A 20,876-nucleotide genomic window follows, 5' to 3' on the forward strand; every position below is an offset into this window, starting at 1 on the left:
CTTCACCCCCTTTCTTTTCTATATCCTATGCGCTTCAAAATTTGAAATATAGGCAATACTCAAGGGGGAACCATTTTGTTTTTAAATCGTTTATGTTATAGTAAAAAATGGACGAAACCATGTTAGGAGAGAATATCCACTATGAAAAAGACAGTTTTATCTTTAACTCTAGCTGCATCTGTATTAGCGCTTGGTGCTTGTAGCGGCGGAGACAGCAAAGCAATCGTTACTTCTAAAGTGGGCGATATTTCAGTAGCTGATTTTAATGAAAAGGCAAAAGCTTTAACAGGCTCATATGTAATGCAGCAAATGGTGACTGAAAAAGTTTTAGCTGACAAATATGAAGTAACAGATAAAGAAATCAAAGAAGCTTATGACACTACTGCATCACAATTTGGTGATGGCTTTTCACAAGCGCTTGCTGAAAGTGGCTTAACTGAACAGGGCTTTAAAGATTCTTTACGTGTTCAACTTCTTCAAGAAAAAGCTTTAAAAGATCAAGCAATTAAAGAAGATGATGTGAAAAAATACTACGAGCAAATGAAAACAGAACTAAATGGTCGTCATATTTTAGTAGCAGATGAAAAAACAGCAAAAGAAGTGATTGCAAAAATTAAGGGTGGCGCTAAGTTTGAGGACGTTGCAAAAGAGTACTCAACAGATACTGGTTCTGCTCAAAAAGGTGGAAAGCTTGGATGGTTCTCTGTAGGTTCAATGGTTGACGAGTTTAACGATGCTGCTTATGCTCTTGAATTAAATACATTAAGTGAACCAGTAAAATCTAGCTTTGGTTACCACGTAATTGAAATTACGGACAAGCGTGATGTAAAAGGCGTAGGTTCATTTAAAGACGAAGAAGAAAACATTCGTTCAACTATGTTAAGTAAACTGAACCAAACTGGCGAAGCTCAAACGATTCTTAAAGATATTGTTGCAAAGATGGCTAAAGATGCAGATGTAAAAACATCTGATAAAGATTTAAAAGAATCACTTAAATTCTTTACAACAACAAGTGAAGAACAAGCAAAAGCAGCTGAAGAAGCAGCTAAAAAGGCTGAAGAAAATGCGCCAAAAGAGGATTCCGAAGATAAAGCAAAAGATACTGACAAGGAATCTAAATAACTTAGAGACGAGTCTATACAAAAAAGAAGCACCTGATATATCAGATGCTTCTTTTTCTTCTCTATTTTACTTTAAATTGGCTAATTTCAGTTTGTAGGTCGTTTGACATTGTTTGAAGAACATTTGCAGCACTTGCTATTTCCTCATTAGAGGCACTTTGCTGCTCAATTGATAAAGCAATATGCTGTATGCCTGAAGATGTGCCATTCGCTATGCCAACGACTTCTTTTACAGCCTCATCTGTTTGACTTGTTTTCTCATTGACACGCAAGACAATATCCTTTACTTCCTTTGTACGATGACTTATCTGTTGCAAATCTACGACTATATTTTTAAAGGTATCGCCTGTCTGTTCAACAGATTCACGCCCTTCCTCCACAAACTGCGTCCCACTATTAATAGCATAAACAGCACTGGAGGTTTGGTTTAAAATATCATCCACCAATGTTCGAATATTATCTGCAGCTTTTCCAGATTCCTCTGCTAGCTTTCTTACTTCATCTGCCACTACTGCAAAGCCTTTTCCAGCCTCTCCTGCACGAGCTGCTTCAATAGATGCATTCAATGCAAGCAGGTTTGTTTGATCTGTAATACTTGTAATCAGCGCTACAATCGTACTAATTTCCTTTGATTTTTCACCTAAAGCATTCACAACTTCGGTTGATTGATGAACAGATTCATTAATGGTATTCATTTTCTCAATCGTTTGCTCAATTAACTGTAATCCTAAATCAGCCTTTTGGTTCGTTTCATTCGCTATTGAGGCCACTGCCTGTACAGCAGAAGATGCATGATCCATATCTTTAGTGATTAAATGTGCCGATTCAGATAATAAATCCATTTGCCTTAATTGTCCTTCTGCACTGGAGGCAATTTCCCCAATGGCACTGGAGATAGTTTCAACTGTTTGACTGCTTTGCTCGGTAATCGTTGTAAATTCCTTTGTAAAGGCTGATACATCTGTCGATGCTTTATTCGTCTTTTCAATGACCGTGCCAATTTGCTCTAACATATGATTAAATTCAGTAGATAATTGACCAATTTCATCTTTCAATCGATCATCAATGCGAACAGTTAAATCGCCATCAGCAGCCAGTGTCATAGCATTTAACACACGCTTTACACGCCTTAAGACGATATACCTTGTACATAACGAAATAATTACTGTGCCGATAAATAACGAAATAAATGTATTGATGACAACCCCTGCACTACCATTTAAATGCACTACTTTCTCGAATTGACGACTAACAAATTCTGAAATATGGGAGCTAATAAACAAGCTTATGCCAATTGCTAATATCATTTTGAAAATTAAACTTTTCCAAAACTTAATTTTCCGTGAAAAAAGTCCCTCTGTATCCATTACTTTTCCCCATTCCTATAATTTCTCTCTCTATTCTAAAATAAATATTCACATTGGTACAATAGTTAGGCACTACAAATAAATATATGAATACTTAGACTCAGAGAAATTAATAACGAATAGCTAGACAGCAATGTTAGTTTATGGGCTGATTTATACTGCTTTTTAAATAGTAGGCTTGTAGAATGAACGATTATCAAGAGGGAAGAGTCTCTCTGTAAATTCACCCGGTGTCGTTTTTCCTAATGCTCTTGTTAACATATTCATCTTTGCATCAATGTTATCAATATAATGCAAGATTTCTGCTTCCTGAATCATCGGTTTTTTCGGGCTACCCCATTCTTCTTTCCCATGGTGAGACAATACCATATGCTGTAACAGCATGACTTCCTCACCTTCAATTTCAAGCTCACTAGCAATCTTAGCAATTTCATTCACCATAATCGTAATATGGCCTAATAAATTGCCCTCCACTGTATACATTGTGGCAACTGGTCCTGATAACTCTACAACCTTGCCTACATCATGTAAAATAATTCCCGCATATAATAAGTCACGATTTAGTGTTGGATATAGATCAGCAATGGCTTTACCTAGTTTAAGCATAGAGACCATATGATCTAATAAACCTGACGCGTAGTCATGATGATTTTTTGTCGCTGCTGGAAAAACTAAAATGGCCTCTTGGTGTTTTTTTATAGCCGCTCTAGTAATTCGTGAGATATTTGGGTTTTTAATATCAAAGAAAAATTGTGTTAATTCTTCATATAGTTGTTCTTTCGGTGTTGCAGAGGACGGCACTAAATCATGAATAGCGATTCCTTCCTCTGGCTTTGCAACACGAATAGATTTGATACGCAATTGATTCTTTCCTCTATAGTCATGAATCTCTCCGCCAACACGTACAATGGCTTCCGCATGGTACATCTTTTCATGATCCTCATTCGTGTCCCATAGCTTTGCCTCTATATCCCCACTTTTATCTTGTAATAATAGCGACATAAATGGCTTTCCAACGGTTGTAACACCTTTTGTCGCTTGTTTTATTAATAAAAATTGATCAACTGCTTCTCCAACTTGGAGCGTCGTAATCCCTTTCATGTTGACGCCACTCCCCTTTCATTTGCTAATGCTCCTATATCGACAATCTGATCTCTCTGCCAATATTTGAGCATTGTATCATGGCAAGTAAAATATAAAATTTGACGTTCATATCCTACTTCTTTCATTAATTGTACCATTTTGTCTGTGCGGTTTCGATCAAAATGGACAAAAGGATCGTCCATAATCATGGGAAATGGAGCTGCGCTCACTAGGGTTTTTGCTAGAGCCATTCGCAATGCAATATAAGCTTGCTCTTTGGTAGCCTGCGACAACTCCACCATTTGATAACGTATTCCTGCAGCATCCTGTGCTACAAAATAACCTTCCTCATGAATCGAAAGTTTGTCATAGTTTCCTTCTGTTAGTAAACGGAATATGGCATTTACCTCTGCAAGGACATGAGGTAATTTTTCTTCGCGAAGACGGAATAAAGTTTCATGAATAGCTGTTGCCACAGCTTTTTTAGTTGCCCATTGCTCTATTAACTGCTGCAATTCTGTTTTCTCCTGCTCAAACTGTTGAAGCAATTGACCATACTTTTCATCATTTAATAGCTGTTCTTTTTCCATTAGCAAAGCGGCACGTTGTTCAAGACATTGGTCAATTTCTAATTGCAATGACTGCTGCTCTTGTTGTAAAGCAAATATGCCCTCGTTAACAGTGTCCTCCATCAGATTTTTCTTCTGTTGAAGATCGAGTGAAGATAATTGAGCCTGAACAGTTTGCAATTCTGTCTCAATTTTTCTTCTCTGTTCAAATTGCTCATGCATTTCATAATAAGCCTGTTCATTTTGGATTTTTGCTTCACTGAATAGCTCGTACATTTCAGCTGTATAACGATCCATTCTTGATTGTCCACCTTCTATTTTTATTTGGATGTTGGCTAGCTGATCTTTTGCATGCTGTGCTTGCTGCTGATGCTGTTGTGCTTCAAGGTAGGCTGTTCGTAAATGCATATAAATTTCCTGTTCATCATAGGCTCCATCTAAAACCCGTTGAAGCTGCTCATAAATGTTGCTCTTTTCTACCTGTGTTTCTTGCAATAGACTTGAGGTACTGTTTCGTTTAGCTGCTAATTCTTGTACACCACGAATACGCATAAATAATTCGGGCATTAGCGTTCTAGCTATCGTTCCTTGTAAGCGATAACGCTTTAAAAAATGCTGGAGTGTCTGAGTGGCTTCTTCACTCTCTACCTCCGCTTGTTGAATTTTATATTCAAGAGAAGTGTATTGCTGCTCTTTTTCTTTCTGCTGTTCATTGATGTGTAACCAACGATCTTCATATCTTTGCTTCTTTAAAAGAACTGCTTGTACTGTCAATTCCTCCTGCTCTAACTCCCGTAGGAGGAAATTGTGCTCTTTATTAGTAGGTTCATCTGCTTGCTTAACATATCGAATAAACAAAAAGGTTAGCAATGATAAAACTGCTCCAATTAGGATTACAACTATGTTTTTTTCAAATACGCCATAAGCAAACGACATGAAACCAATCAGTAGTACAAGCCAGATAAAATAATGAGGCTGCTTCTGCTTACTGCGTTGCGATTTGGCAGCACGTAATTGCTCAAGCCTCCGCTTTTGTTGTGGCCACTGTGCTAAAATATGTTCTTCCTCGCTTGTTAATGACTCAAGCATTAGCTGCTGCTTCTGTTTGGCTATTGCATCTAACTCTTGGTGTACTTGATCGAGTGAACGTAGATAAAATTTTAGCTCCTCCTCGGCCTCCTCTAATTTACTTATTTGAAGCTGAAATTGTTGCTCCTGTTGGAGTGAAACTGTTTCGTTCAGAAGATTTTCTTGTGCCTCTTTGTCTGTTACACCTAGTAAACGAAACTGTGCTTCAATTTCTTGTTCGAGTAAAAAGAGATCATCCTGTAAATTTTGCTCCTTCACCATTAGCTGATGCCACGTTGCCTCTTTTTGCATAAGGTAAGCCATTTCATTAACCTTTTGCTCATCCACTGCTGCTATTAGTTTCTCCTGCAATGTTTGATGCTGCTCCTTTAATTGCATCAGTTGTTGACTTTCATGTAACAGACGATCCTTTATTTGTTCATAACGTCTAATACCCTCTGATGGAAACTGAACATGCTGATAATTGGTCATTGTTTGTTGCAAAGTCTGTTGCTGCTTGAGAAGAGGAAGCGCTTGCTTTTGAATAGTTAATTGCTGCCACTGTTGCTGTTGCTGTTTTTGCGTACCATATAGTTGTTCTAACTTTTGCTCGAGTAACTGTAATTGCTGTAATTTATCCTCAAAGGTTTGTATTTTTCCCTGTTCCTGTTTAATCGTCCGCTCCAGCTGCTTTAATTGCTCGATCTTTTGATTAATCAATGGCACTTTACCTGTCTTTTTAAACAACTCACTAGCCTCTTTATCCATTTTCTTTTCAAGGGTGGATAAATGCTGAATACCTGTTGTACCTGAGGCCAGTAGCAAATGAGTTAGCTCCTCTTCAGACATTTTTTCAATACCTTGTAGCTCATGCAGTGAAAAAGAAAAAATGGCTTCAAAGGATGCCCTAGAATAACCATATAAAAGCTTTCCTAACAGCTCCTCATGCCCCGTTGTACCATCCTCAAGATAGACAGTAACATCACCAACAGCTTTTCCTTTCACACGTTCAATTGTGCATTGACCATAAATTGGATGCAAAAGTGTCAGCTGACCCCCATATTTTGTCGAAATTTTCGGCTCATATTTGCGCTGTGTCTGCTGCCTTGTAGGGAAGCCAAAAAGCATTTGTAGTATAAACTGTTGAATCGTCGTTTTTCCTGCTTCATTTAAACCATAAAAAATAGTGACACCATCATTTAACGAAATGGAGATATTTTCATGCTTACCAAAGCCATAAATTTGGATTTTTTGAATTGTCAGCATGTAATCACGCCCTTTGAATTTCTTCTGCTAATAATGTCTGTGCACGATGCGTTAAGTTCTCAATATCCTTTTCACTAAGTGGCTCTATTAGCCTTGCCCCACCGGCATATTGGTACAAATCTTTTAAAATATCCTTCCATTCATTACTGTCCCACTGTTCCATTAAGCTCACAACGGATTGGGTAGTTGCGGTATGCTCATAAAATCTCGCGGCCTTTTGCAACACCATTTTTTGTACCCAACACATTGGCTCAATACCTTCCTCAGCCTCTCGAATAGTCTCTAACCATGCATCTACTGTTGCATGCTCAAATAAAGCTTCCGTTTGTTCGTCAATTTGTTGCAAATGAAGCTCTACTACCGATGCGCCAAACTTCTTTCTATTGGCTGTAATCGCTTCTGCACATCTCTTCAGCAATTCATTGGCGTGTACCACATCCGTACAATCCACCTCTATCGTGTTATAAACGACAGCAGAAGTAGAGATAAAATCAAGCTCAGTCGATGTTTTGGATAACGTCACATCATAAAAACCTTTCATTCCTTGTTCTTTACGATGTCGACTTTGAATATTGCCTGGATAAACAATGGGCGGGTTTTGATGTAAAAGCTGTCGTTTATGAATATGGCCAAGCGCCCAATAATGATAGTTCTTTTCAAGTAACTGCTGTTTTGTAAAAGGGGCATACACATCATGTGTCGTATTGCCTGCCTCACTGCCATGTAGCATACCAATATGAAGGGCATGCTGATCATGCGCAGTTGGATAGCTTTCAATAACGGATTCCCTTAAATGACGTTCGGGATAACTAAAACCATATATATTCACTTGCTGACCACGTATTTTTAATTGAACTACACTCGTTTCAACCGGTAATTCATAGACATTACTTGGTAAAGCAAAGCGTGTCCATGTGCCATTTAAATGATCATGATTTCCGTAGCTCACAATCACAGGGATATTGTGTTGAAAGAGCTTTTCCATTGCATCTTGAAATCTTCGTTGTGCTTGCAAGCTACGATTTTCACCATCATAAATATCCCCAACAATTAGTAAAAAATCAGGTTTTTCCTGAATCGCTTTAACGATAATTTTATCGAACGCTTCAAAAGTGCTTAACCGTATTTTCTTTAAAATGGGTTCGGGTAGACCAAATAAGCCCTTAAATGGACTATCTAAATGTAAATCTGCCATATGGAAAAAACGAATTGCTGACATCCAATCACCTCAAATAGTAGATAATTCTCTCTTTAGTGCAAACCAAAGTAATAATATGCTGATTAACCAATACCGAATATTTGTTCTATTTTATCATAATTCATGTTTGATGAAAAATGCTATTACGGAAAAAACAACATTGCCTCACTTTTTCCACAATTTTCGTAATTTATCAAAAAATCCACTAGTTTTACCGTGAAGTTTATAAATCTTCTATGTATAATAGAAATATATTCAAGTAAAAGGGTGGGGTCTGTATGGAGAATTATCGTTTTACAGCTTTTGAAAAAACAGGAGAAACATTATTTGATGAAACTTGGACTTTTGAAAATGATGAGGCTGCTAAACTAAATGGACAACAACAAATTGAAGAAAAAGGTGTTGCCGATAAAACTCATCGTCTTGTAAACGCTTCAGGTAAATTAATTTTATTCCATGTTTAGTGGCTAATAAAAGGCACGTAGTCAAGTGTTTGCTACGCGCCTTTTATTATTTTTATTTACCTACAAAGACAGGCATTCTTTTCTCTACAAATGCATGAATGCCCTCAACATGATCTGTTGTTTTACGCATTGCAGACTGGCCCTCAGCCTCTAATGCTAAGATATTTTCTAGCTGTGGCATATTTTGTGCATGCAGAATTTTTTTCGTCGTAATCATGGAAGAGATAGGGGATGCAAGCATTTTCCCAACAAGCTGATCTGCCATTGCAAATACAGTGCCCTCTGGTGCAATATAATCAATTAACCCTACATCTAATGCTTCATTTGCTGTTAATACCTTCCCTTCCCATATCATTTGTTTCGCTTTAACCGTTCCTACACGTTCCTTCATGAAGAAATGACCGCCACCATCTGGAATCAGTCCTATTCCAATGAAATTCATAGCAAGCTTACTATTTTCACAGGCTACAATAATATCTGCCCCTAGTGTTAGACTAAATCCTAAACCTGCTGAAGCTCCATGAACTGCTGCAATCACTATCATCGGTAGCTGATAATATGCCTTTACGATACGTGTCAGATAAACCATTGCCTCATCAATATTCAGCGGTTTGCTTTCATCTAGCATTGCTTTTATATCACCACCCGCAGAAAAGACCTTTCCTTCTCCACGAATAACAAGCACCTGAATATCTTTTTCCTGTTGTAGAGCTTCAAAGCATTCTGCTAGTTCACGCATCATAATATCATCCATAGCATTCATCGCCTGCGGACGATTCAACGTTAATGTTGCACGACGTTCTAATTTTTCTAAAGTAATTGTTGAAAATTCCATCTCTATAACCCCCAAATATGAATAGTCATTCACTATATATAATTCGTGTTTTTTTAGAAAACTCCTTCTCTCTAAGCAAAAATGCTCCTTGTTATGCTATATTAAAGGACGAATATTGAGATAAAGGTGGTAACGTATTTTGACACAAAAAGACTATCGTGTATTACTTTATTATAAATATATTACGATTGAAGACCCTGAAGCTTTTGCAGAAGAGCATCTAGCACTGTGTAAAGAGATAGGGCTTCTTGGTCGCATTTTAGTAGGCTACGAAGGTATTAACGGCACTGTATCAGGTACCATTGAGCAAACAGATGCTTACATGAGCCATATGAAGGCTGATGCTCGTTTTAATGATATTATGTGGAAAATTGATGAGGTTGAAGGGCATACCTTTAGAAAAATGCATGTACGTCCTCGTAAGGAAATTGTTCACCTAGGCTTAGAACAGGATATCAATCCGTTAGAAATCACAGGTGATTATTTAACACCTAAAGAATTTATGGAACAGATGCAAGATGACAACACAGTAATCATCGATGCCCGTAATGACTATGAATATGATCTCGGTCATTTCCGAGGTGCTGTACGACCAGATATCGAAAACTTCCGTGACCTACCTGCTTGGATGGAGGCACATAAAGAAGATTTTGCAGATAAAAAGATCTTAACTTATTGTACAGGTGGTATTCGCTGCGAAAAATTCTCAGGTTGGCTAAAACGTGAGGGCTATGGTAAGAGCGTAGGTCAATTGCACGGCGGTATTGCTACATATGCGAAGGATCCTGAAGTAAAAGGTCAATTATGGGATGGTCAAATGTTTGTTTTTGACCGTCGTCGAAGTGTACCGATTAATCAGGTGGAGCATGTCATTGTTGGGAAGGATTATTTTACAGGGGAACCTTCTGAACGATATACAAACTGTGCAAACCCTGCGTGTCATAAATTAATGCTTTGTGAAGAAAAACACGAGGCATTTTACATGCGTAGCTGTTCAGATGATTGTCGCCGTGCCGAACGCAACTTTTTCGTGGAGGAAAATGGTTGGACAAAGGAACAAGTTGAAGCGCAAATTGCTAAGATTGCAGAGGTCCAACAATCAAATTGTTAATACTTAGAGAGATAATGCATTAAAGATAGTTTCCCTGTAGTTTGGGCAAGTAAGATCCCAAATCCATTCAATTTAATTCAGGGGATTATTTCATAGTCATTGCAGCTCAAAAAATTCAGCATAGTGATCATCAGTTCAAAAGAGCATCGTTCATCAAGACGATGCTCTTATTTATACACTTTATCCTTGTCCTAAATAACGTCCTACCTGGCGTCCACTAAATAAACACCCACCAACAAATGTCCCTTCTAAAGCGCGGTAGCCATGGACACCACCACCACCGAAACCACTTACTTCACCAGCAGCATATAACCCAGGAATTGGCTGACCGTCCATACCCAAAACAGCACCATTTAAATTTGTTTGTAAGCCACCTAAAGTTTTCCTTGTTAGAATGTTTAAGCGAACAGCAATTAAAGGCCAATTTTTGGTATCTAAAATTTTATGTGGCTTGGCAACACGCACCCATTTATCGCCAATATAATTTCTTGCTCCATGAATAGCGTTTACTTGCAAATCCTTCGTAAACTTATTGTCCATTTCACGATCTCTTGCCAAGATTTGTTCTTTAATCTTCATGAAATCAAGTAGCTCATTCCCAGCAAGTTTATTCATTCCATCTACAAGTTCCTTTAGATCATGTGCAATCACAAAATCCTCTCCGTGATTTTTAAAAGCTTGGATCGGAGCCGGTGGGCCTGGTAAAATGCGTTTTAGAACATCGCTAATGCTTTTGTTTGTTAAATCTGGGTTTTGCTCTGAGCCAGATAAAGCAAATTCTTTCTCAATAATTTTTTCCGTTAAAATAAACCAGGAATAGTCATAACCAGTTTTTTGAATCGCCTCCAACGTACTGAGCGTATCAAACCCTGGAAAGTTGGGTGCATGAAAACGATTCCCCTCTGCATCAAACCACAGGGAGGAGGGACCAGGCAATATCCGAATCCCATGGTTAGGCCATATCGGATCCCAATTTTTTAACCCCTCTGTGTAATGCCACATACGATCACGATTAACAATGCGTCCCCCAGCGTGTTCCGTAATCTCTAGCATTCTTCCATCAACGTAAGCTGGCACACCACATACCATATTTTTAGGAGGTGTCCCTAATCGAGCAGGCCAATTTTTTCTTACTAAATCAAAATTAGCCCCAATACCTCCACTTGCCACAATCACAGCTTTAGCTTCGTAGGAAAATTCGCCGATCCCTAATCTGGAACTTTTTTCACCTCGATTAATAAAGGTTTCAGCAAGCACCGTTCCGCTAATTCCTGTAATCTCCCCTTCTTGCTGGATAAATTCATCCACACGATGTCTTGGCTTGAAGTCAATAAATCCATCTTTTATAGCCTGTTTCACTTTATCTACAAATGGCTTTACAATGCCAGGGCCTGTTCCCCAGACAATGTGAAACCTTGGTACTGAATTGCCGTGTCCTCCTGCTAACGAACCTCCCCGCTCTGCCCATCCAACAACGGGGAAAAACTTTATTCCTTTTGACTTTAACCAGTCGTATTTTTCACCTGCAGCAAAATCGACATAGGCTCTTGCCCATTTATATGCCCAAGAATCCTCATCATCTAAACGATCAAAGCCTGCAGTTCCTTGCCAATCCTGCCATGCAAGCTCCTTACTATCTTTAATCCCAAGCCTTCGTTGCTCTGGAGAATTTACTAAAAATATGCCACCGAACGACCAATATGCCTGTCCCCCGATTGAATTTTCAGGCTCTTGATCTACTAAAAGAACTTTTTTCTTTGCATCGATTAATTCACAAGCTGCGACTAATCCTGCAAGTCCAGCACCGACTATTGCAACATCATACTTCATTCTTACACCCCCAAATCCATATCCTTAACTAACATTCTTCTCTCACAGTCTATTTACCTTCTACTATTCATATTTTTGTCTAAAATGTGACAAACAAAATCGTTCGCTTTCTCGGATCCACACCATCGACAATTAGCATAAAACCTCTATTTTATTCCATTTAATTCCCATATAATTTTTTATTCTAAAACTGCACAGAAACCTGATACTATCGGACTTTTCAAATAGCGTTAGCGCTTTCATTGTACTCCCCAAAAAGACGAACAATAAAATAATATAATACATAAATTGTTCGTAATTGGTTATTTTTCAGACTTTTGAAGTCAATATTTTTAAAGTTTTTAAGAAATATCGTTGACAAAGGTGAACAATAGGGATTATGATGTTAACAAATTTAATCACAAAAAATATAACGACGGAGACACACTAGTCGCAAGAAAATCCAAAGAGAGCTGATGGTTGGTGCAAATCAGTGATTTCTACGATAATAGTTCCACTCCTGAATAGATAGGCTGAACAACTTAAAAGTAAGCTTATCCGTCTCATGCACGTTACGCATATAGCTAAGACTGCCAGAATAAATTTTCCAGCAGTGATTAAGGGTGGTACCGCGAACCAAAGTTTATACAGCCTTTCGCCCCTTACAACACAATAATTGTGTTTGTAAGGCGTGGAAGGCTTTTTATATTGTTTTCGATTTAGAAAGGAGATTGTTTGCATGCTGTAAGATGTTCGAATTTTACAAATTTCAGACTGTCGTAGATAAAGCCACTACCAACCAATAATGATAAAAAAGGAGCTAATTATAATGACTACTGCAACAAAAACAAGAACTATTAACGTATTTATCGCTGATCCACTAAGTGAGGATGGTATTTTCCCATTACGCCAGGAACAAGATTTAGATTTAAACATTATTGTTGACACAGGACTAGCACCAGAAGAATTAATCGCTAAAATCGCAGATGTAGATGTATTACTTGTTCGTTCTCAAACAACGGTAACACGTGAAGTGATTGAAGCAGCTAAAAGCTTAAAATTAATTGGTCGCGCTGGTGTTGGTGTCGATAATATTGACCTTGCTGCTGCTACAGAACACGGTATTATTGTGGTAAACGCACCAGACGGCAACACAAACTCAGCTGCCGAGCATACAATTGCGATGATGACTTCACTTGCCCGTCATATTCCACAAGCTTTTAATACATTAAAAAATGGGAAATGGGATCGCAAATCTTATGTTGGCGTGGAGCTAAAAAATAAAACTTTAGGTGTTGTAGGTTTTGGTCGAATCGGCGTTGAAGTAGCGTATCGCGCAAAAGGTCAACGTATGAATGTTATGGCATATGATCCTTTCCTAACTGATGAACGTGCCAAAGAATTAGGTGTAACAAAAGCAACGGTTGAAGAAATTTGTGCAGCTGCAGATTTCATTACAGTTCATACACCACTTCTACCTGAAACTCGCAACCTTATTAATAAAGATAAATTTGCGATGATGAAAGATGGCGTACGTATTATTAACTGTGCGCGTGGCGGTATTATCAATGAAGACGATTTATATGATGCAATCGTAGCAGGTAAAGTGGCTGGAGCAGCTCTTGATGTATTTGTTTCTGAACCAGCAACAGATCATAAGCTACTGACTTTACCACAAGTTATCGCAACGCCTCACTTAGGAGCATCTACAATCGAGGCACAGGAATCTGTAGCGGTTGATGTATCAAATGACATCATTAAATTTTACAAAACAGGTACTGTAACAAATCCAGTAAACATGCCATCTATACCAAAAGAGCTTCTTGCACAAGTTGAGCCTTTCTTTGAATTAGCTGAAAAGCTTGGTTCATTCCTATCACAAGTGACAACAGAGCCAGTCAAGGAAATCAACCTATCTTATGCTGGCGAAGTAGCAAACTATGACGTTCGTCCATTAACTTCAAATGCGTTAAAAGGTTTACTGTCTAAAAATCACGGTAATCATGTCAATGATGTGAATGCTCGTTACTTATCTGAACGTATTGGTATGAAAATTAATGAGCACAAAACAACAACAGCAAAAGGCTTTACAAGCTTAATTACTATTGAAATTATTACTGCTAACGAAACGCATACTGTAGCAGGTACACTATTAAACGGTTTAGGTGCACGTATTGTAAAAGTGGAGGACTATGTTGTAGACGTCATTCCACAAGGCCACCTACTTTACATTAAAAATACTGACAAACCAGGTGCAATTGGCCGTGTAGCAACAAAGCTAGCAGAAAAAGAAATCAATATCGCGACAATGCAGGTTGGTCGTGCACAGGTTGGTGGTACAGCGGTTATGATGCTAACGGTTGACAATGTTGTAACAGAAGAAGATTTAGTATTTGTGGCACAGCTTGAAAACATTGATGAAGTGAAAGCCATTACCCTATAATTATCAACAACAAGAAGCAGGGAGTCTCTACTCTCTGCTTTTTCATTTTGGTAAAATGATACTTTTCTAAAGGTTCTTCGTCTTTAAAGAAAAGGAGGTGCACAGCTTGAACATAGAAGAAATATTTTACTTACATAATCACACCATTTTTAAATACTTATATTACTTACTAAATGACGAAAAATTAGCGGAGGATTATACACAGGAAACCTTTGTCCGTTATTTGAAACATCACCAAACAATTAAAGAAGGGGCTGATCTCGCTTGGTTACGGTGCACCGCGCGTAACCTTGCCTATGATCATTATCGTCGAAAAAGGATTATTCAATTTGTCCCTTTTTTACAACAGCATGAAGAACAAACGTCACCTTCTCCTCATCAATGGCTGATGCAACGAGAAGATGCCAGGATACTATATCTTGCAATTCGCAAACTAAAAATTACCTATCGTGATGTGATTATCCTGCGCAAAATAGAGGGACTATCGATCGAGGAAACCTCCAATATTCTTGGCTGGAATGAGGGGAAAGTAAAAAACACATTAAAACGAGCACTCGTCGCTTTAAAAAAAGAGCTAGGAGGTGAGATGGATGAAGCATGATAAGAAGACATGGCAACACTTAGATGGTTTAATGCTATCTGATCAGCAGGAAAAAAAATTATTACGCAATATGACAGAGCCTTTAGTAATTAATAAACAAACGAGAAAAAATAAATGGAAAATCCCTTCTGTATCATTGCTATTTATAGTAGTTCTTGCTTTATTAGTTTTATCTTTTGTTCAACGTCCTACTAATTCTCCTATGACAACGGATTCGTCCAAAGCAATCCAACGAATCTATTTAAAGGAGAATATAAACAAGGAAACCTTTATAGCAAAGGATTCTTGCCTTTATGTTCCTCAGCAATGCTATGCTCATTCAAAGGCTATCATACAGCTACAAAAAAATTTGGACAACGCTTCTCCTGTAACAATATCCGCTAGTCAATGGAAAAATGGTACTATCTATGATATTTTGATTCTCTATAATGACCGTACACAAGAGAAATGGAAGGTACTCAATAACAAGATTTTCTTCAATGTTGAAACCAAGCAAGCCTTTCTAATTGAAGAATCAATTGACTCTCTACGCTATTTTTATGATGAGAAGCGGTCGACGAAACTTATTATGGGGAATATTTTCATCCTACTTACGCATTTCATCCTATGGATTGCAAAAAAAAGAATGCCTTATACAGAACGTCGCTTTTTCGCTGCGACAGTTGAGCATGCCATTGCCAATGCCATCATGCTCGTGTTGTTTGGAGGTATTTCATTTGGTATCTATCTTGTGCACCATACTATTCATGCAACAATTATTTATGGCCTTTTCTCACTCTACTCCTTTATGCAAATCTATTATCGTAAAAAGGCTGGTGAACCTCAGGGTTACTTAATTGCTAGCGCTCTTGTTCAGCTTTGTATAGCTATAGCTTTTACATGTTTATACCTTAGACTGAATGTCTATTTTTAACAAAAAAATGTACTGACTCCATGAAGGATCAGTACATTTTTTATTATAGCCTATTTACAAGCTCCAACAACGCTGTCAAAGAGTCCACCTCATAGGTAGGTGTCACAGCCCCGTTGGCGATATTGCTTTCACGATTAATCCATACATTGCGCATTCCCACACGAGATGATCCTAAAATATCAGTATTAAGATTGTCGCCAACCATAATTGCCTCATCAGCTGTAATACCTGCCTTCTCCATTACATACTCAAAAATAGATGCGTCCGGCTTACCTTTACCAAAGTCACCTGAAATAATAATATGATCAAAATATGGGGCAATTTCTGGTGTGATTTCTAGCTTTAGGTTTTGCAAACTTGGTGCGCCATTTGTAAGCAATACAAGCTGATATTTTCCTTTTAATTCATCTAACACTGCAAAAGTATCTTCGTATAAAAATGGAGCCACTTTACGCTCGGCTACAAAGCGCTCTCCTAGCTCTGCTCCAAACGCTGTATCCTCAATCCCAAGAGCAGCTAACCCTTTTGTCCAAGCCGCTGCACGATAGCTAGGAACAATTTCCTTCATTTTTTGGAAGGAATCCGTCGAGTCGTCAAATGTTCCCCAAAGACCTTCAAATGGATTGATACCAATTAAAACCGTATAATCATATGTTTCATAACCCTCATATAAAGCACGTGCCTCTCGGCGAACAGCTTCCTCTAACTCAGCAGGATTCACATTATGTACAGTTGCTGCATAGTCACATGTTTTTTCAAATGCTGTTTTGACTGATTTTTTATCCCATAGTAATGTATCATCTAAATCAAAAATAATAGTATTTATCGACATTTTGTCCGCTCCTAGCTCCCGATTAATACTATTATTTTAGCATATTTTCAAAATATTTAGGATAAAAAATTATACACATTTCCTCTAGCTAAAAACAAGCTGTGCATCAATTTCTCACAGCTTGTCATCTATTAATTATTTTTATTTCGTAAACGATTCATTAAACTCTGAATGTCTGCTCTTTTTTGTTGTGTTTCTTCTTGTAAAATTTCAATATGGTAAATACCATTTTTTTCTTCTATCTGAACACGATCGCCTACTTGCACAGCCTTGTTTATGGCTGACTGCGAAATAATGAGCTGTTCCTCTTCTGCCGGAAACTTTAAAAAAACCGCATAGCCATCTTCAATACGGTCCAATGTGTATTTACTCAAGCTCACTTACAAGTTCCCCTTTCTCATTCCGTAATTGCGCAGCATCTCCATCGTTTAACCAAATTTGTTTAGTCGTCCATTTCAAATAATTTTGCCCTTCCCGCGCATTGGTTCCACTAGTAATATAAATTATTTTCCCTGGCTGTAAAGAGAGATTAGGGAAATTATAAACTTGATGCCCTTCAATTGAAATAAGCTGCCAACCTTTTAAAGATACTGCTTGTTGTCCACTATTTTTGATTCCTACTATTTCAGTAACTAGATCCTTGCTAACGATTTCAATAGCTGTTGTCGGTGCTACTTCTTTAGATGGTTTATTGCCCGTTTCCACTCTAGAAGTTTCCTTGCCATTCACCGCATAGTTTACCCCATCTGTGGACACCGTAATCGTTCCTAAATCCGCGGTGGCATATATTTTACTACCAATAGCCTGCAAACGGTCCACAATTTCTGCATGTGGATGTCCATACTTATTATCCTCTCCATAACTTAATATCGTGACCTCTGGTTTTACAGCCTGAATGAACTCCTCTGAGCTACTTGTGTTAGAGCCATGATGTCCAGCTTTTAAAACTGTTGCTTTCACATCATACTGCAACATTTCCTTTTCTAATGCCACTCCCGCATCTCCTGTCAATAAAAAAGAGACATTCCCATAAGTCATTTTTAAGACAATGGAGGCATCGTTATTGTCTGTAGCCTGATCATTGGCATTTAAAACTTTCACATTTACATCCTTATCAAATTCGATATCATCGCCGATTTTTGGCACATGATAAGGAATATTTTTTTCATCGATACGTGTCAGCATCTCTTCAAAGGTTTGCGATGTATGTACTTTTCCCGAATCAAAAAATTGCTCAATCGTCATGTTATCTAATACAGGAATAAGCCCTCCAATATGATCAGCATCTGGGTGTGTTGCTACTACAATATCAAGCTTATTTATCCCAAGTTCTTTTAAATAAGAGACAATCTGTTGCCCTGCGCCCTTCACTCCCCCATCTATAAGCATCGTTTTACCACTTGGTGATTCGATCAGTATAGAATCCCCCTGTCCTACATCAATAAAATGAACCTGCATTTCATGACCAGCTGTTACAGGAATTTTCTCTGTCTTGACTGCCTCGGTACAGCCGGCTAATAAAAAAATACAAAGGAGTAATACTATTATTTTTTTCATCTACTAACTTCCTTTCTATTCTCCTATTATACAAAAAGAGAGCTAGCCATGGGCTGCTCTCCTTTTACTTTAAACAAATATCCACCATAAAATCATCGTAATTATAATAGTCACAAGCCCTTGGAGTAATGTGGCCACCGTTTGGGCTTTATAGGCTTGTGTTACTTCCATACCACTATACTGCGTAATCACCCAAAAGAAGCTATCATTCACATGGCTAACTGTCATTGCTCCTGCACCTATTGCCATCACCACTAATGCTAATGGTACCGCTCCATCAATCCCCAATGTCACAAGCATTGGGGCTACTAAAGTAGATGTAATCACAAGAGCTGTTGTGGAAGAACCTTGAGCCGTTTTCAACGCTGCTGCTACTATAAACGGCACAAGAAGGAATAATGTACCTGAGGCAAACATACCTAAATCCATTTCTTGAAGCATTTCTCCAACACCAGCATTTTTTATAACAGTTCCAAACGAACCACCAGCCCCTGTTATAAGTAAAATTGGTGCTGCTTCTTTTAGACTTTCGCCAATCCAACCTGTTAATGTCGTTTCATTGATTTCAGGTAATAATAAAAAGGCTGCTGCTACACCTAAAAATAAGGCCACTGTTGGAGAACCTAAAAATTTAAAGATGGTATTGAAAGTCGATTCCGTATCACCAACTAATGCTGCTATAGAACCCAAACCAATTAACACAATCGGCAGAACGATTGGTAAAAATGCTTTAAATGTTGAGGGCATTTTACCAAAGGATTTAATGACTTCCTCATAATCTAATGCCTCTACCTCATCTTCAGGAACGCGAATTTTTGTCGCCACTTTTACTGACCATAGATAACCTACGAATGTTGCTGGTATCGCGACTAGTAAACCAATGACAATGACTGTTCCTAAATAATCAGCTGCGCCAATATTTCCTGCTGCTGCAATAGGCCCTGGAGTTGGTGGTACTAATACATGCGTCGCAAATAAGCCAGTTGCTAAAGCTACTGCCATAGATGCAATCGTAACATTGGCTCGCTTTGCTAATGATTTTTGCAAGCTGGATAAAATAATAAAGCCAGAATCACAAAATACTGGTATGGATACGATATAGCCAATTAAAGACATCGCTAATTGTGGACGTTTAGGTCCTACAATTCTTAACACTACTTCTGCCATTCGATAAGCAGCACCTGATTTTTCTAATATTAAGCCTATAATAGTACCAGCAATAATGACTAAACCAATACTTGTCATTAAGCCTCCAAATCCAGTATTAATGCTTTCCACTACTGTCAATAATGGCATACCTGAAGCAATTCCAACGAAGAAAGCACTGATTAATAAAGCTAAAAACGGATGAAGCTTTAACTTAGCTGTTCCTAAGACAACAAATAATACCCCTATTAATATAATAATGAACAACATCTAGACATCCCCCTTTTGTAAGTAACGCTCTATCATTCTTTTAGTTTTTAACCGAATAAAGTGTGCAGGTTCTTGCATTGCCTGCTGCACACCAATCTCCTCATCTACCAATGACTCAACAACTGTAAAATACGCTTGTAATGCTGTATTTGCCTTTCTATCAATTCCTCCAGATAACAGCATCACCTCTACATGCGCTTGCTTTGCAGCCTTTGCTACACCTAATGGTGCCTTACCATGTAATGTTTGGAGATCCGATTTTCCTTCACCGGTGATCACTAACTGTGCTCCTGCTAAATGAGCCTGAAGCTGTACAGCATCCAGCACAAGGTCAATTCCTGCATGGAAGGTGCCTTTTAAAAAAGCGATTAATGCGCCCCCCATTCCCCCAGCGGCCCCCGCACCTTTATAGTCATGTAATCGTATAGTAAATTGAGCTTCAACAATATCTGCAAAATGCTTTAAACAACGATCAAATTCAGCGATTTGATGTTTTTGAACCCCTTTTTGTGGACCAAAAATAGCTGTTGCTCCTCGATCTCCAATGAGCGGATTATCCACATCACAGGCAATCGTAAATGTTGCTTCGGCTAATCTAGTATCTAGTAGACTCATATCTATGACATCTAATTGCATTAGGTTAGAAACACCTGCATCAAGTTCCAACCCCTCAGCTGTTAATAATCGCACACCTAATGCTTGTAACATACCAGTACCCGCATCATTTGTAGCACTTCCACCAATGCCAATAATAAATTTTCTAAAACCTTGATCAAGTGCGGCTTTTATTAATTGTCCTGTGCCATAAGATGTAGCAAGTTCAGGATTTTTCTCATTTTCTTGTAACAGCATAATACCAGATGCTTGAGCCATCTCTATTACACAGGTTTCTTGATCGCCCAGTACACCATATTGAGCCTGGATAGCTCTTCCCAATGGATCAAGCACAGTTGCTGAGCAATATCGACCATCTGTAGAGGCAATAAGTGATTGTAGTGTACCTTCACCACCATCTGCCACTGGTAATATAATTGTTTCAATAGAATGATCCACATCCAGGATTCCTTTTTGCATTGCTTTTGCTACTTCAACTGCTGATAGAGTACCCTTGTAGGAATCTGGACTAATGATAACTTTCATGTTCTACCTCCACTTATGTCGTCCATTGACATTTACGTAAATTTTCATATCCCCAAGTTAAGCGCTTACAATTTATTATAATG

At 38.2% G+C, this 20,876-nt stretch carries 17 protein-coding genes and 1 other annotated feature; of the genes, 6 read left to right on the plus strand and 11 right to left on the minus strand.

Annotated elements, in window-relative coordinates:
• Window positions 1-141 precede the first annotated feature (141 nt).
• The gene (locus MHB39_RS19030; protein ID WP_342544958.1) at window positions 142-1,122 is read left to right on the plus strand and encodes a peptidylprolyl isomerase; all 981 of its coding nucleotides are present in this window, start codon (window positions 142-144) and stop codon (window positions 1,120-1,122) included.
• A gap of 61 nt (window positions 1,123-1,183) precedes the next feature.
• Here the strand turns inward: MHB39_RS19030 and MHB39_RS19035 are convergent, their stop codons facing one another.
• The 4 genes from MHB39_RS19035 to MHB39_RS19050 all read right to left on the minus strand — a co-directional run bounded on the left by MHB39_RS19035 (window position 1,184) and on the right by MHB39_RS19050 (window position 7,693).
• Entirely contained in the window at window positions 1,184-2,488 is a 1,305-nt protein-coding gene (locus MHB39_RS19035; RefSeq protein WP_036075847.1) for a HAMP domain-containing methyl-accepting chemotaxis protein, read from the minus strand.
• 165 nt (window positions 2,489-2,653) lie between these two features.
• Window positions 2,654-3,589, minus strand: coding sequence for a 3'-5' exoribonuclease YhaM (yhaM, locus tag MHB39_RS19040; RefSeq protein ID WP_036075849.1), 936 nt, complete (start codon window positions 3,587-3,589; stop codon window positions 2,654-2,656).
• On the minus strand, window positions 3,586-6,474 hold the full coding sequence (locus MHB39_RS19045; protein ID WP_036075851.1) for an AAA family ATPase: 2,889 nt from the start codon (window positions 6,472-6,474) through the stop codon (window positions 3,586-3,588). Before MHB39_RS19045 ends, yhaM begins: the two co-directional genes overlap by 4 nt.
• Window positions 6,475-6,478: 4 nt before the next feature.
• Window positions 6,479-7,693: a DNA repair exonuclease gene (locus MHB39_RS19050; protein WP_342544961.1), complete on the minus strand. Its 1,215-nt coding sequence runs from the start codon at window positions 7,691-7,693 to the stop codon at window positions 6,479-6,481.
• Window positions 7,694-7,950: 257 nt separating this feature from the next.
• Between MHB39_RS19050 and MHB39_RS19055 the strand changes: the two genes are divergently transcribed.
• Window positions 7,951-8,136 (plus strand): YhzD family protein, encoded by a 186-nt coding sequence (locus MHB39_RS19055; RefSeq protein ID WP_036075853.1) that lies wholly within the window; start codon window positions 7,951-7,953, stop codon window positions 8,134-8,136.
• Between the two features lie 52 nt (window positions 8,137-8,188).
• Here the strand turns inward: MHB39_RS19055 and MHB39_RS19060 are convergent, their stop codons facing one another.
• Window positions 8,189-8,971, minus strand: coding sequence for an enoyl-CoA hydratase (locus tag MHB39_RS19060; RefSeq protein ID WP_342544962.1), 783 nt, complete (start codon window positions 8,969-8,971; stop codon window positions 8,189-8,191).
• A gap of 139 nt (window positions 8,972-9,110) precedes the next feature.
• On the opposite strand from MHB39_RS19060, the gene MHB39_RS19065 reads away from it, so the two are divergent.
• The gene (locus MHB39_RS19065) at window positions 9,111-10,082 is read left to right on the plus strand and encodes a rhodanese-related sulfurtransferase (RefSeq protein ID WP_036075855.1); all 972 of its coding nucleotides are present in this window, start codon (window positions 9,111-9,113) and stop codon (window positions 10,080-10,082) included.
• Between the two features lie 180 nt (window positions 10,083-10,262).
• Here MHB39_RS19065 and MHB39_RS19070 read toward each other — a convergent pair whose 3' ends face one another.
• Window positions 10,263-11,912, minus strand: coding sequence for an FAD-binding dehydrogenase (locus MHB39_RS19070; protein ID WP_036075857.1), 1,650 nt, complete (start codon window positions 11,910-11,912; stop codon window positions 10,263-10,265).
• A gap of 403 nt (window positions 11,913-12,315) precedes the next feature.
• Window positions 12,316-12,557 (plus strand) — a binding site (T-box leader).
• A gap of 163 nt (window positions 12,558-12,720) precedes the next feature.
• Between MHB39_RS19070 and serA the strand changes: the two genes are divergently transcribed.
• The 3 genes from serA to MHB39_RS19085 all read left to right on the plus strand — a co-directional run bounded on the left by serA (window position 12,721) and on the right by MHB39_RS19085 (window position 15,848).
• A complete protein-coding gene (serA, locus tag MHB39_RS19075; RefSeq protein WP_036075859.1) occupies window positions 12,721-14,334 on the plus strand; it encodes a phosphoglycerate dehydrogenase in 1,614 nt (537 codons plus the stop codon).
• 106 nt (window positions 14,335-14,440) lie between these two features.
• The gene (locus MHB39_RS19080) at window positions 14,441-14,935 is read left to right on the plus strand and encodes an RNA polymerase sigma factor (RefSeq protein WP_258859061.1); all 495 of its coding nucleotides are present in this window, start codon (window positions 14,441-14,443) and stop codon (window positions 14,933-14,935) included.
• Window positions 14,925-15,848, plus strand: a complete 924-nt coding sequence (locus MHB39_RS19085; protein ID WP_258859062.1) for a hypothetical protein — start codon at window positions 14,925-14,927, stop codon at window positions 15,846-15,848. The genes MHB39_RS19080 and MHB39_RS19085 overlap by 11 nt, the downstream gene beginning before the upstream one ends.
• A gap of 43 nt (window positions 15,849-15,891) precedes the next feature.
• Here MHB39_RS19085 and MHB39_RS19090 read toward each other — a convergent pair whose 3' ends face one another.
• From MHB39_RS19090 to MHB39_RS19110, 5 genes are all read right to left on the minus strand, one after another.
• On the minus strand, window positions 15,892-16,680 hold the full coding sequence (locus MHB39_RS19090; RefSeq protein ID WP_016992114.1) for an HAD family hydrolase: 789 nt from the start codon (window positions 16,678-16,680) through the stop codon (window positions 15,892-15,894).
• Between the two features lie 131 nt (window positions 16,681-16,811).
• Complete coding sequence (locus MHB39_RS19095; protein ID WP_339280330.1) at window positions 16,812-17,060, minus strand: DUF3006 domain-containing protein; 249 nt, start codon at window positions 17,058-17,060, stop codon at window positions 16,812-16,814.
• Window positions 17,047-18,237, minus strand: coding sequence for an MBL fold metallo-hydrolase (locus MHB39_RS19100; RefSeq protein ID WP_342544968.1), 1,191 nt, complete (start codon window positions 18,235-18,237; stop codon window positions 17,047-17,049). Before MHB39_RS19100 ends, MHB39_RS19095 begins: the two co-directional genes overlap by 14 nt.
• Before the next feature lie 69 nt (window positions 18,238-18,306).
• Window positions 18,307-19,653 carry a GntP family permease gene (locus MHB39_RS19105; protein ID WP_054548651.1) on the minus strand — a complete coding sequence of 449 codons (1,347 nt, stop codon included), beginning with the start codon at window positions 19,651-19,653 and terminating at the stop codon, window positions 18,307-18,309.
• A complete protein-coding gene (locus MHB39_RS19110) occupies window positions 19,654-20,793 on the minus strand; it encodes a glycerate kinase (RefSeq protein WP_342544971.1) in 1,140 nt (379 codons plus the stop codon).
• Window positions 20,794-20,876 lie beyond the last annotated feature (83 nt).

The sequence above is a fragment of the Lysinibacillus sp. FSL K6-4013 genome (genome assembly GCF_038630435.1).
In the GTDB taxonomy this organism is placed as follows: domain Bacteria; phylum Bacillota; class Bacilli; order Bacillales_A; family Planococcaceae; genus Lysinibacillus; species Lysinibacillus boronitolerans.